Source organism: Calothrix rhizosoleniae SC01 (genome assembly GCF_900185595.1).
GTDB lineage: Bacteria > Cyanobacteriota > Cyanobacteriia > Cyanobacteriales > Nostocaceae > Calothrix_A > Calothrix_A rhizosoleniae.
The window spans coordinates 1-13476 of sequence record NZ_FYBH01000163.1 but is presented as its reverse complement, the minus strand read 5'-3'; the positions used below and the strand labels follow the sequence as shown (position 1 = coordinate 13476).

Genomic DNA, 13476 nt, shown 5'->3' with positions numbered 1-13476 from the left:
AGGGCTTGCTGTTCGCGGAGCGTGCCGTTAGGCATAAAAGTCCCTTGGTGGAGGTAGGAAACAGGGAACAGGGAACAGCGAACAGTTTCATTCCTGATTTTTTCTATTCTTTATTACTGGAGTTTAGTTTAAATTCCAGTTCTATTATTTCTGTCAGAAAAAATAACAGATGCAAGAATTTTAGGTTTAAAATCCTAATTTCCTTGCAAGGATAGCACTACGCAATTAGGTTAAGACATTCTTGAACCCTGAAACCCATGAACAGTAAATTTATTACTTGGACTTTCAATAATATATTAGACTTGTTGCCAAAATTCCCTAATTTCCAATTAATTCCACTGCATCTTTGCCATCTATATTCTGTAAGTAAACTTTGACAATCTCTTCCTTAGCGGTTGGTAGTTTCTTACCGACAAAATCTGGATGAATTGGTAACTCCCGATGACCCCTATCTACCAACACAGCTAAACGAGTTACCTCTGGTCTACCATACTCTGTCACCGCATTTAAAGCAGCGCGAATTGTCCGTCCTTTATAAATTACATCATCTACAAGTACAACCGTTTTCCCTGTGAGATCAAAAGGAATATCGGTTTTCGCTGGGGTACGTAATCCAATTTGATCCAAATCATCTCGATAAAATGTAATATCTAAAGCTCCCACCATTACAGATATACCTTCTAATGCTTCAATTTGCTGTGCTAATAATTCAGCTACAGATACACCCCTGGTATAAATACCAATTAACACCAGTTGGGACAAATCTCGCGTCCTTTCAATAATTTGGGACGCAAGACGGGTTAAAGTACGTCGAATTTCTTCTGGTGAGAGAATCTCAACCACTTTGGTTGAACCATTCATAAATTAATGACCGAAAAACAAACTGGATACAAGCCCCTAGATTCATCGATGGGGTAATAATTCTAAATTCTAAATTCTAAATTCTCCTGTTGTATCATCACCTATTTACCAGGATTAGCAATAGAGCTGTCACCCCCAACCAAAGTAAGAAACTATATCTAGTTAGTTGTAAGGCTTGGTGAATTGATTGGGAAGTAATAGGGTGAATGGCATCTCCCATTAATGGTTTGTATTTCGCCACTCCTCGATACCAATTTATTCCTCCTACCTGCACTTCTAAAATTGCAGCATAGCTACACTCGCTCCAACCAGAATTAGGACTAGGATCTTTGATGGCATCTCGGCGACAGATTTGCCAAACCTTCAGGGGTTTACCAGCAATTATCCCCAGGGTAATCACATGTAAACGACAAGGCAACCAAGTTAAGATATCCTCTAAGCGGGCACTAAACCACCCTAAATAAGTATAAGGTGCATCCTTATAGCCAATCATCGAATCTAGGGTACTGCTAGCTTTATACGCCACAGCTAAAGTCACAGATTCTACCCCCGGTAACAATGCCCCCAAGATCCCATAGAATAGAGGAGCCATGACTCCATCTGTAGCATTTTCTGTCACAGTTTCCAGGATAGCTCGTAAAATTTCTGGTGCAGTCAGATTTTTTGTATCTCGCCCAACATACCTACTTAAAGTTAAACGAGCTGTAGATAAATCATCTTCCTCCCAAGGCTGTAAAACTGCTATGGCTGCATTTCTTAAACTTCTACCAGCAAAGCAGCTAGCTAATAAGACACTTTCTACTATTATCCCTAGGAATGGATGCCCAGTTTTAGCTATTTGCACAATTAATTGAGCGATCGCACCACTACCAACTATGACAATTATACCCAGGAAAACTCCACTTAACCTTTGTGTGAGGGGATGATGGCAGTATTTTTCAGCTAATTTGCTCCAGGAAGAAATCACCCATCCCATGATTTGTACTGGATGAATCATATTTACAGGATCGCCGATTAGGTAATCTAAAGCGGCTGCAAGAATAATTACACTATAACTAGCCATCATTAACTGCTGATATCAACAAACATCAAAAATCTTTCAACCTATAAGTAGGTAGGTGTAAAAAATGATCGTTTGGATCAGGCAGGGGGCAGGGAGCAGGGAGCGGGGGGAACAAGGGTTTTAGGCTTATTTACTTTTCTTCACATAGTTTGGTTTTATTGTGCCGACTTACTTAGGGCGATCAACATCTTATTATTTCATTAATATATCTTCATAAAAACAACTAATTTATTGGGGCGGCAAAAAAATATTATTTTTTTCTGAATTTAAGATGAATGTCCCAATTTACCGTACTTTCACAGATTCATCTGTTCAATAGGTACGGGTAGTTGTGTATATTTTGTCAATAACATTTGCCACATTTTTGCCAAAAAATACAAACAAATGTCCCACTTTTTGCCAAGATAGTTAATATTGACCAAAACAAATCTTGTGGCAATAAGCGGCATGAGTGAAAAAACAATAGAAGGCTATGGCAAAGGCTATCTTGTTCTACTTTTGCCAATCTCATTTTTAATTATTTTCCTGGTTGCTACCTGGCGTGTTTGGGTGGCAGTAATTCTCTTTGCATTAGGGTTAAAAATTTGGCAACGCTATAAGTGGCAATTATGGTGTCAAAAAATTAACCCTATTTTCAATCAAATGCTGTCTGAGAACCAAGGAACAATGACTCCTGTTGATTTGGCAATGAGGTGTAATTTTTCTGGTTCCATAGCAAAACGTTACTTAGATACCAAGGCAGAAGAATTTGGATTTATTCCCTCAGATGCCGATAATGGTAGTAAAGTTTATTACTTCTTCACTGCTGGTACTCTGGGTAATATTTTAGATGATAGCGAACCTCCAGCAGAAATTCAGTCTGCTCCATCGAGGACAGCTGCGGCTACCCAATTGCTAGCGCCACCTCCAACCAAGGAAAATGAACAGGAGTTTGGGGTTGAAGTTGAAGTTGAAGTTGAACCTGAATCAATACCATCAAGCCATCAGGAAACAAAAGTACCCCTAGAACAACAGTTGGTTTTTGGCTCTCTGATTCAATCGGAATTGGCAAAACGACTCAATGTTTATTCCAGTACTGTGTATAAACGGCGTAATGACCCTGATTTCAACGAATGGAGTCGGAATCGTGACCCTGATGGCATTGCTTGGGTATATTCCCCAAGAAGTAAGGAATTCTTCCCTGAAGATGACGAAAATCAAAGTTGATATGCCTGATGAGAGCAAAAATATAGAAGACCCCTGGCAACATCAACTTTTGCCAGATGGAAAAAATAGAAGTTTCATGGGCAAGATATTTTCTCTATTTATCTTGCCCCATGAGCGGTAATTATTCCGGCAAGGGCTATATTTAACCTCAGGCGAGATTACCCGGAAGTTTAGATCAAGCATTTTTAATTGCTGATTTTTGCCTTATATCCCACAGCATCAGAGATTGAATTAAGTCCATTTTGGTCTAATTTGGTAAGTAAACCTGCCAAAATACGACGTACTATCCAAGGTCCTTGGTAGATCCATCCTGTATAAATTTGTACAATCTTAGCTCCGGCAGTAATTTTTTCCCAGACATCATCAGCGCTGAAAATTCCCCCAACACCAATTATGGGTATTTCCCCTTGGGTGCGCTGCCAAATAAATCGAATAATCTCCGTAGAGCGATCGCGTACTGGTATACCACTAATTCCGCCTGCTTCCTGGGAGGGAGGATTACCTGTTGCTTCAATGATGGAAGTTTTCAGCCCATCACGGCTAATGGTGGTGTTAGTGGCTATAATCCCTGCCAATTGGTAGGTTTTTGCTAAATCAATAATATCGGCGATCGCTGACCATTCTAAGTCGGGAGCAATCTTGACAAATAATGGTTTATGTGCATTATTTTCTTCTTGTAATGCAGCCAGTATAGAACTAAGCATGGCAGCATCTTGGAGTGATCGCAATCCTGGAGTGTTGGGAGAAGATACATTAACCACAAAATAATCTCCTAGCTCCTTCAGTAAGCGGAAGCTTTGCAGGTAATCTGTAGGGGCTTCTGTGAGGGGTGTTACCTTAGATTTACCAAGATTAATACCAATGGGTATAACAGGGGTATATTGTTTTTGCCTTTGAGCAATTAACCGATTTGCCATTGCTTGGGCACCATTATTGTTAAATCCCATGCGATTGAGGGCGGCGCTATCTGCTGGTAGGCGAAATAAACGGGGACGGGGGTTTCCTGGTTGGGGATGAAAGGTTACGGTTCCCATTTCGGCAAAACCAAAACCCAAACTAGACCAAATATTAGTCGCAGCAGCATCTTTGTCAAATCCAGCAGCTAAACCAACTGGGTTAGGGAAATGTAGTCCCCATAGTTGTTGTTCTAAACGAGGATCAGCAAAACATAAGGACTTTTGTAATTGTTGATGGAGCCAATTACCAGGGGGGCGAATGCTATTGTGTTCCCACCAAGTTAAACTACGAATTGTCTGCTGCTGCAAAAATTCTGGATCTGTTTTCAGCAGGTTGAAGAGCAAAGGACGAATTGCAGATTGATAAATATCCACCTATTTCAGCTATTGTCGAATCATTTTCATTATTACCTAATGGCTTGAAAATGGGGAGTTGGGAATCGAGAATCGAGAGTCGGGAGTCGGGAGTCGGGAGGAGGTATTGATGATGCTTCCTGTCAATCAAATTTCAGTCAAAATAGAAGAATACAGATTTAGAAGAAATTATATGACTATTACAACTACTAGACGCTTTACTCTTGAAGAATATCATCGGTTAACGGAAATTGGATTCTTCCATGAAGATGAGCGAGTGGAACTAATTCGTGGGGAGGTTATGCAAATGGCGGCTAAAGGGACAGCACACACGACTTGTTGCAGAAATTTACTCAGAGAACTAGCAAAATTAGTAGCAGGAAGGGCAGAATTACAATGTCAAGATCCCATTACTTTGCCTTCAAGTAGCGAGCCAGAGCCGGATTTTGCGATTGTCCGTTCTACAACTGATAATTATTTATCTGCTCATCCCACACCAAAGGATGTTTTATTAGTAATTGAAATTGCTGATTCCTCACTGAATTATGACCAGCAAATTAAAATTCCCCTTTATGCAGAAGCTGGGATTATTGATTATTGGATATTTAATTTAGTCGCTCAACATTTAGAATGCTATAGCGAGCCTTATGAAGAATTAACAGGTAACTTTGCTTATAGTGTCAAGCGAATTTTTCAACCTCATCAGGTAGTCATGCTCCCTGGTTTTGTGGATTTATCCCTAGATTTGTCCAGAGTTTTTCCTCAGATTACACCTTGAGCATCACAGATTATACTGATTTAGCGGATTACACTGATTTAATTAGTGATATTTTATAACACTATGCAATTGTGTTAGGACATTGCTGAAGGCTGAAAGCTACGAGCAGTAAACTTATTACTTGTTACTTGCGCGTAGGGCTATATGAAAATTTTATTACTTAAGTTATTGCCATGTGGCTAATTCATCGCCAATACTACGAATTAACAAGGTCAAGCGATCGCGTTGAGTTTCAAAGTTGGCAGCAATATAGATTATAACAATACCTGTAAATAAGCCAATCACCCATTTTAAGTAGGAATATTCCCAGCTCAATACTACTGACTGGTAGAATACTGTGAGTAAAAAGGCTATTGTACCCACGTAAAGAAATGCCCTCACTTGTAAACCTAATCCGGTAAAGATGGCGATGAAGCTAATAATTACTGGTACTAAGGCTGTGTCTTGGTTAAATACAACTGCCCAACCGCAAATTAAGCTAGTACCAATGATACGCAATATATGTCGTTGTGGTTTCGCTGCTGGTAGCCGCAGATAGGGATCGAATTGGGCTATGTAGAGGATGGATAATCCCAGTATAGTTACGTAGTATAAGGAATTATTTAGGTTAAATTGTAAACACCATCGCCATAATGCCCAATCAACTAAGACTAGGCTGACATAGGAAAAACGGAAGGTTGAGGTGGCTTTAGCAACAAAGAGATAAAATCCAGCAACGATAATTAGGGTGATGGGGTAAACTGCAAACCAAGTTAACCATAAACTAATCAACGGTAAAGCATAGGCTGCATTCCGCCACGGTGTACGATTCCATCCCCATTTTTGCCAAGGGAGGATGAAGAGAAAATAAGATCCTATAGCTGCAATCGCACTTTGCCAAGGGAATAAAGCACTTCTCCACAGGGTGGCGATAGGAAGATTTTGCAAGTAAATACTGAATATACCTACTTCTAATAAGCCCATGTAAGTAGGTAGGCGTAAAAAATTATCGTTTGGATAAGACAGGGGGCAGGGGGCAGGGAGCAGGGGGAAAAAGGGTTTTAGCCTTATTTACTTTTCTCCACATAGTTTGGTTTTATTGTGCCGACTTACTTATACCCAAATATCTGCGGGTATTTTATGTTGGCGAGTTCTACCTTGAAAGATGGCATAGCGGATTAAAAATGCCCCAATTCCTAAAGCCAGGGGAATGGCTGTAAAGGGACGAAAAGCTGCTGCTATGAGGAAAAAGCTACTAATAACCCAGTGTATATGGGCACATATTTGTAATTCTTGGGAATGGAGCCGGAAGTATTTTGTCAGCCAAGGGGAAAGTAGACGATAGCCATACATAATACTAGTGCCGAGAACTGCTAGGGCAATTACACCATCTCCCATTGCTCCCCCTGATGCTTGGGAAAGTTGATATAACAATAGTTCGTAAGCTGCAATTGATACTCCAGCCATGCCTATGTAAACTAGGGGTTTTAGTTTGCGGCTGCGTCGTCCAATATTAATCACAATCAAAGCTAGTGCTAAGGAAGATAAACCCGTCCAATTAGCAAAGGTATCGTAACGCAGAACAGCGCCAAATACACCGTATATTAAGGGTAAAATATGCCAATGTGATGGTAACTTTTGTAGATGGTATTTTCTTTGCCACCATTCCCCTAGTAACTGAGCAATCAAACCTAAGCCAATATTAGCGATCGCTATTTTTATGATTGAGCGATCACCAAATGCTAAAATTTCAGCTACAAGTAATTCTAAACACCAAGCAATACCGTAAAATGACGCAATGTGAGGTTGTTTGGGACTGCGAGTGATAATGGCTGCTAAAGTAATACCAGTCGCAACTACATATAACCATCCAGGCTGAACAATGCCTTGATAAATTAAGATGGAGTGCAGACTGAGTATGAATAATTCTACCGCACATAAAGCGATCGCCCAGCGATCAATGGCAATTGCATAGATAGTTGTTAGTTCTTGATTCTGGTGTTTGAGTGCTTTTTGACATAGCCATAAGCTGATAATTGAGGCAGAAATTATGACTAACCAGTTCTGTAAAGGTAATCCCGGTAAGAATCTCCACAATCCTGCAACCACAGCACCCAAACCTAAACCAACGGTAATTAAACCATATAAATTGTGACGCAAGTAGTTAGTATTGACTACCATCAGCACTGCACCAATTAGTAAACCAATTAATCTGGCATTGGTGACGGGTAGAGTTAACAATTGAGCAGTAATCAAGGTGCAGACACTTAAGTTACCATTAAGGGTACGGTGTAGTCCTTGGCTACGAATGGCAACTACTGTCAACATTACAGTAACAATGAACCAGATTATACCCCAATGATTTTGACTTACATTGATGCTGTACCACAATGAATCGCTATTGCTCCACAGCAAGAAAAAACTGAGGCTGGCTAATATTAAACCGAACACCCATGCGCTACGTCGCCATATCCCCTCACCAATACTGGATAAAAACTCTGCTACCATGATTACTAACAATGCACTTGCCCAAAGCTCATTTGTCAATTGGGGCAAACACCAATGAATGATGGAGCATACTGTCAGTAAGCCGGTAGTATGAGTTAGATATACCAGAACATTGCTGATAGAAGCCCTTCTTGTGCTCACAATTGCCAGGGTAATGGTAGAAAAAATTAAATTTAGGGATTGTAGGGCAATATTTTCTAAGGAAATGGCAGTTAATATCATGCCAAGGGTAAGAGTTAATTGTTCGCCAAATAATCCTAGCTTTCCTTGCTCATTTCTATACAACCTATCTGTACAGGCAACCATGAAGATAACATAAGGGAACAGCACGACACTCAACAATGCCCAAGGATGATTTTGAGAATTGGTAAGTTGAGTTCCAGTTGTTACCGCCCATATTTGCAATTCATCAGGGATTAATCGCCAACCTAACCACAGAGACTGCAAACCAATGAGGAAAATAGCTGCTAAATCTGGTTTTAAACTATATATTTGCAAGCGACGAGAAAAAAACCAGATAGCCAAGCCACTAACTGCTATTCCTTGCTGAGGATTGGTGAATACTGTCATTCCCCAACCCAAAAATAACAGAATACCACCAATTAATTGCCACAAAGAACCAAGAGTATTAGAGGGTAAAGGTTCCCTATCTTCTATATCTACCCTCCCTTCCCTTTGCTGTGCTAACCAACTCATCAACCAACCGCAAACACCAATAGCTAAACCAAGTTGGGTAATATCTACTTGGACGATAAAAATTGCTCTTACCAACAACATCCCTAATCCATAGGTAATGACAGTTGTTGGTAAATTAATCCCTAATCCTGAGTGATGTTCCTCTGGTTGTGTCGAAACTTGCTGATTCAGGGTTTGCCAAACCGTAGCTACGGTGGTGATTATCATAGCTAGATAAACAGCTATTAGGGGAAAAGATGGTAATCTCCAACCCCAATGCAAATAACTCAACCCCAATAGATTGATTAAATATAACTTCGTAGGAGTTTGGCTAATAAATAGACGGTTATTGCCCAGTAAAATAGTAATGAATGTGAGAATGGTTGTAGCGATCGCCAATGCAATCCAGCCTATAGGATTATGCCACAATCCAAAAGTGTCCATAGCCCAAAAGTTGACTGGGATTAACAACAGGGTGACAATTAGTAATGCCCCAGCCGTTAAACGCAAATTAGGCTGTTTCCCCGCCCAAAAACTTACTCCCCAAAAACTGAGGGTATAAGCCAATAAAATCCCATACTGCAAAAAGCCTGGGAACTTCTCCCACTGACTAGCTGCAAGTACCCCAGAGGAGATTACCACCAGAAACATTCCTAAAAACAGCAGCCAGCGCACGCTCAATTCTGCTTGCAAGGATTGGAACATAGAAATTACCAGGTTGGGTTTCCTGGGTTTGGCTAGTTCTGTTGTGGATTTGCTGGGTGTAAGTACAGGTTCTGGGGTAACAACGTCTTTTTTTAATACTGGTTGCAATACTACCCGACAACTCAAATTTTCTTGGCATAACTGCTTCACTTGAGCATCAGATATTAAACCTAAATTTAGCCATACATCCAGTCCATGTAATAGATTTGGGTGGGAAGATGGTAGCCTGATAATTAATTCTATTGGGTGATTGGGTGGTAATGACATGAGTCACAAAGAGGCAGGGGAGCAGGGAGCAGGGAGCAGGGAGCAGGGAGCAGGGGAGAAACCCCATATATAAATATAGGGGCTTGAGGAGGGAGCTTCCACGAATAAATTCAGAGAGAAGTGCGATGTTGTGGAGCCAGCGTTAGTACTATGCATATAGGTTAAGACATTGTTTAAGGCTGAAAACTATTAACAGTAAACTTATTACTTAGGAATGCGGATAAAATAAAGTACAAATCTGATTGTAAGTTAATAAATCTAAGTTACTCATTACTTATTACTTATTAACCATGCGAGGTAGTAATTCAGTGGCAAATAATGTTAGAAAAGCATAGTGGCAAAAAATAATTGCAGATATATCAGAAAAATCTCCTAAAATCCAGCTAATACCCTGATGAACGAGTAAAACTAAGGGTAAACCAACACCAATAAAAAATAATCTCCCTTTCCAAGTCGAGGGTGGACGAAAACGGGGATTAGAAAAGACAAAACCCAATAGAACTCCCAAGGGACGTGCTAAATTCGGTAAAGCGATCGCTAGTAAAAAATTAAATACCACAATAACCACTTTCACCACTAATGATGTGGGGGTTAACAAAGAGAAACCCACCCCCAACACAGCAAAAAAAATACCTAACAGTAATCCCACCCCCACATCTACAGGAAAGTGAACTCCCAAATACAAGCGAGACAACCCCACCAGTACTACAATTCCTGTCCCCAATGTCCACAACCACAAACGCTGGTAGTATAATCCTAAAAACAACCAGAATGTAGCTGTTCCTTGGGAATGTCCACTGGGAAAAGATGAGCCCCTAGCAGTGAGTTGAGCCGCAGGAGAAGCTAAATTTGCTTCTAATTCAAATGGTCGAGGATAGAAAAATATATCTTTAAGTAAAATATTACACCCCAAACTCAAGCTGGTTATAATTCCCAATTGCCTACCCACCATCGGGTTAATTAGCCAATAATAAAGGGTCATGAATACAATATAGGCATATTCTGAGCCTAGATAGGTAATAGCTAGAAAGAATTGCTGCCATTGTTCCCCTAACAGGGATTGAATCCATTTTATCGCTGCCATTGTCAATCTATTTCAACCCCAAAATTTAAATGCGGGGTAACGCACCACACCCCCAAAATATACATTGTGATTAGAATCGTCATACAGCGTCCGATTTCGTGTTATCTGAAATTACCCACGTATCCCTTGACATAGGATTTAGTGGGTAGTTTTTCTGATAAATTCCATGATTTATAAAAAACCAACTCAGGATGATTCATGATTAGCTTAATTGGTTCTCCAGACAGTACGCTAAATACGATAAATGCTACCAAGCGTTTAGCAAGAGCAATCACTATTTCTCAAGGACAGTTTTCATTATTATTAGCGTGCTGTAACTCTGTCAATAAGCAGCAGCAATTACTGAGTTCATTAATACAATTTTCTCCTGTAGAAATTAATGAAATTCTTCTTCCTCCTTCTACAGAAACTCTTTACACCACTATTAATGATATTGTCGGTGATACTAAGCCTTCATCTTTGATGATTCGAGGTTTAGAGTCTATCACTGCCATAAATCAGTTCATTATTTCCACTAATCTCATGCGCGATGAGTTTCCCAAAAAATTTCAATTCCCATTGGTACTGTGGATAAATGATGATATCCTCTGCAATTTAATTTGGCTAGCCCCTGATTTAAAAGACTGGGCTGCTACTACTATTAGATTTGATGCACCTCGTCACAAAGTATTTGAGCAACAAGCACTTATTGCTTAACAATAATCAAAATATCTACAAAATAAAATCAGATTAAATTAATCGTTATTCAGCTTGGTAAATATTAAACGGATTATTTATTATTTATTACTTGCCCATAGCATTATATATGCCAATAAATTGAGTGTCACAACAATATAAATATAATTAAATAGCAAGGCTATTTTCCTGCCTCCAAGCTAGTAAAGTTATGTAATTATATATTGTTTTCTCCTGAGTTACTGATAGTCTTTTGAAGAATGACTATTAATTAATGTTGATAATCTCAGTATGAAAAATCTATTGAAAATTTATAGCACTACCAAACAAGTACGGATATTTACTATTTTATTTTTCATCAGTATATTATCTGTGAGTAGTGAATTAATATTTGTGGAAACCTCCCACGCTGCTATTAATAATATTGTTCCTACAATTATTGCTCAAGTCCTAAAAAATAATCATAATAGCCAATATTTACCTCAAACTGTAGTCAAAGCTATAGTTAAAGATTTATTCCGTAGACAAGGTATCCCGGAAAATAAATTTAATATTCTGAGTTATCGTCAACGTACTTGGCGAAATGGCTGTCTTGAAGTAGCTAAACCCAAGGAATTTTGTACCCAAGCTTTTGTAGATGGTTGGGAAGTTATTGTTTCTGACGGCAACCAAAAATGGGTTTATCATACTAATATCAACGGCAATTCTTTACGTTTAGCAAATGCCAATATTCCCACAAATCAACAAACAGTAAATTTACCAAAAACTGTTAAAGATGCTGTGTTGACAACAGCTGCTAAACGTTTGAACTTACCACCTTCTGAACTGATAATTATGCAAGTAAAACAGCGTACTTGGAGAGATGGCTGTTTAGAATTAGCAGATGAGAATCAATTTTGTACTACAGCCTTAGTTCCTGGGTGGAGAATTATTGTTGGTGCAAAAGAACAAACCCTGGTTTATCACCTCAATCAAACTGGTTCAATTATCAAATTGAATCAACAAGCCAGTGAGATTAATATTGCTAACTTACCTTCCAAAGTGGGTGATGCTGTTGTACAAGACGCTTCCCAAAGACTTGGTATTAACAAATCTAAATTACGTATTGCTAACGTTGAATCAATAACTACTGATAGCTGTCTGAATTTGCCAGACAAAGGTGAATTTTGTACTCAAATTGCTGTCAAAGCATGGCAAGTATCTGTTGTCGGTGGTAAACAAAGTTTGGTATATCATGCTCATCCTGATGGTAAACAAGTCAAGTTAAATATTGCTGCAAGTCGGATGACTTTACCCTCATCTGTAAGTCGGAGAGTTTTAAGTCAAGCAAGTCAAGTGTCTGGTTTACCGAAAAAATCATTGAGAATTGTCAAATCACAACCCCAACAATGGCAGCATGTTAATCAAGTAAGAATACCAGGTTGGCAAGTTGTTGTAGCTACAGATAAAGAAAATTTAATTTTTCTCAGCGATCGCCGAGGAAATCTGGTTAAATTAGTTAATAAGTCTGTTAAAGTTGCCCTTAATAACTTACCTCAAAATATTGTTGAGAAAATTTTGGCGCAAGCATCCCGAGATGCAAGATTACCTGTCTCTCAGTTACAAGTCGTAACAGCGAAACCTCAACAATGGACTGATTCTTGTTTAGAAATCAATCAGAATAATCCTGCTTGTCATTCGGAAGTGGTAAAAGGTTGGCAAGTCACTGTCAGTGATGGTGAGAATCAATGGGTTTATCGAGTCGGAGAAGTAGTGAAGATTCAGTTAGATCCAAATTCTAAACCCATTACTAAAAGTCCGAGGAGTAAATCTGCAATTATCCCTCTCAAAATCTACAAGTAGTTGTTAAAGCCTGGAATGATTTGAGGAAAAATTATGACTAATCTTCTTTCTTAAAGATTATGGCAACATATAGCGCTGCGCGCAAGTAATAAGTAATAAGGTTATTTTTCTAGGTTCAGTGCTTCAACAATATCCGCGCCCTAATTTCGTAATGCTATATATAATACTAGGCAATTAGGTTAGGATATTGGTGAAATCTGAAATCTATAATCCCGCCAAGTTAGACTTGAAACAAAAACAAATGCAGCAGCAAGAGCAAGATTTTTATTACTTTGCCTATGGTAGTTGTATGTGCCCTGTAGACTTGCAGCGTTCTCTGGGTGAAAATACTTATCCCTATGTTGTCGGTGCCGCCAAGTTACAAGGTTATAGATTAGGGTTTTACCGTTACTCCCAAAATAGAAAGTCTGGTGTACTTGACGTAATCCCCGACTATGCTTGGGTAGTTCATGGTGTATTATATCAACTTCCTTGGCGATGTAGTCATGCTCTGGATAAACGGGAAGATGTACCTAGTACACTT

11 protein-coding genes are annotated in these 13476 nt (G+C 39.2%); 5 read left to right on the top strand and 6 right to left on the bottom strand.

The window, feature by feature from the left end; genetic code table 11:
- Positions 1–318: 318 nt before the first annotated feature.
- Positions 319–861 (bottom strand): bifunctional pyr operon transcriptional regulator/uracil phosphoribosyltransferase PyrR, encoded by a 543-nt coding sequence (pyrR, locus tag CALSC_RS09855; protein WP_088241178.1) that lies wholly within the window; start codon positions 859–861, stop codon positions 319–321.
- Positions 862–958: 97 nt separating this feature from the next.
- Entirely contained in the window at positions 959–1924 is a 966-nt protein-coding gene (gene cbiB, locus CALSC_RS09850; protein WP_088241177.1) for an adenosylcobinamide-phosphate synthase CbiB, read from the bottom strand.
- A 447-nt stretch (positions 1925–2371) separates the two neighbouring features.
- Here cbiB and CALSC_RS09845 point away from each other — a divergent pair, with 447 nt between their 5' ends.
- Positions 2372–3130, top strand: a complete 759-nt coding sequence (locus tag CALSC_RS09845; protein WP_088241176.1) for a hypothetical protein — start codon at positions 2372–2374, stop codon at positions 3128–3130.
- A gap of 185 nt (positions 3131–3315) precedes the next feature.
- Here CALSC_RS09845 and CALSC_RS09840 read toward each other — a convergent pair whose 3' ends face one another.
- Entirely contained in the window at positions 3316–4461 is a 1146-nt protein-coding gene (locus tag CALSC_RS09840) for a quinone-dependent dihydroorotate dehydrogenase (RefSeq protein ID WP_088241175.1), read from the bottom strand.
- Between the two features lie 172 nt (positions 4462–4633).
- Here CALSC_RS09840 and CALSC_RS09835 point away from each other — a divergent pair, with 172 nt between their 5' ends.
- Positions 4634–5218 (top strand): Uma2 family endonuclease, encoded by a 585-nt coding sequence (locus CALSC_RS09835; RefSeq protein WP_088241179.1) that lies wholly within the window; start codon positions 4634–4636, stop codon positions 5216–5218.
- Positions 5219–5383: 165 nt separating this feature from the next.
- On the opposite strand, the gene CALSC_RS27400 is transcribed toward CALSC_RS09835, so the two are convergent.
- The 3 genes from CALSC_RS27400 to CALSC_RS28020 all read right to left on the bottom strand — a co-directional run bounded on the left by CALSC_RS27400 (position 5384) and on the right by CALSC_RS28020 (position 10436).
- Positions 5384–6181: a hypothetical protein gene (locus tag CALSC_RS27400; protein WP_235006748.1), complete on the bottom strand. Its 798-nt coding sequence runs from the start codon at positions 6179–6181 to the stop codon at positions 5384–5386.
- Positions 6182–6310: 129 nt separating this feature from the next.
- Positions 6311–9352: a DUF2157 domain-containing protein gene (locus CALSC_RS09830; RefSeq protein WP_235006747.1), complete on the bottom strand. Its 3042-nt coding sequence runs from the start codon at positions 9350–9352 to the stop codon at positions 6311–6313.
- Between the two features lie 277 nt (positions 9353–9629).
- A complete protein-coding gene (locus CALSC_RS28020; protein ID WP_088241174.1) occupies positions 9630–10436 on the bottom strand; it encodes a phosphatase PAP2 family protein in 807 nt (268 codons plus the stop codon).
- Positions 10437–10634: 198 nt separating this feature from the next.
- Here CALSC_RS28020 and CALSC_RS09820 point away from each other — a divergent pair, with 198 nt between their 5' ends.
- The 3 genes from CALSC_RS09820 to CALSC_RS09810 all read left to right on the top strand — a co-directional run.
- The gene (locus CALSC_RS09820) at positions 10635–11132 is read left to right on the top strand and encodes a hypothetical protein (RefSeq protein ID WP_088241173.1); all 498 of its coding nucleotides are present in this window, start codon (positions 10635–10637) and stop codon (positions 11130–11132) included.
- Between the two features lie 351 nt (positions 11133–11483).
- Positions 11484–12953: a hypothetical protein gene (locus tag CALSC_RS26980; RefSeq protein WP_235006746.1), complete on the top strand. Its 1470-nt coding sequence runs from the start codon at positions 11484–11486 to the stop codon at positions 12951–12953.
- Between the two features lie 241 nt (positions 12954–13194).
- Positions 13195–13476: gamma-glutamylcyclotransferase family protein (locus CALSC_RS09810; RefSeq protein ID WP_235006749.1), on the top strand; the 282-nt coding region annotated here is incomplete at its 3' end.

Coding starts and splice junctions, on each gene's coding strand:
- pyrR (WP_088241178.1), bottom strand. CDS start 861: ATGAATGGTTCAACCAAAGTGGTTGAGATTCTCTCACCAGAAGAAATT.
- cbiB (WP_088241177.1), bottom strand. CDS start 1,924: ATGGCTAGTTATAGTGTAATTATTCTTGCAGCCGCTTTAGATTACCTA.
- CALSC_RS09845 (WP_088241176.1), top strand. CDS start 2,372: ATGAGTGAAAAAACAATAGAAGGCTATGGCAAAGGCTATCTTGTTCTA.
- CALSC_RS09835 (WP_088241179.1), top strand. CDS start 4,634: ATGACTATTACAACTACTAGACGCTTTACTCTTGAAGAATATCATCGG.
- CALSC_RS27400 (WP_235006748.1), bottom strand. CDS start 6,181: ATGGGCTTATTAGAAGTAGGTATATTCAGTATTTACTTGCAAAATCTT.
- CALSC_RS09830 (WP_235006747.1), bottom strand. CDS start 9,352: ATGTCATTACCACCCAATCACCCAATAGAATTAATTATCAGGCTACCA.
- CALSC_RS28020 (WP_088241174.1), bottom strand. CDS start 10,436: ATGGCAGCGATAAAATGGATTCAATCCCTGTTAGGGGAACAATGGCAG.
- CALSC_RS09820 (WP_088241173.1), top strand. CDS start 10,635: ATGATTAGCTTAATTGGTTCTCCAGACAGTACGCTAAATACGATAAAT.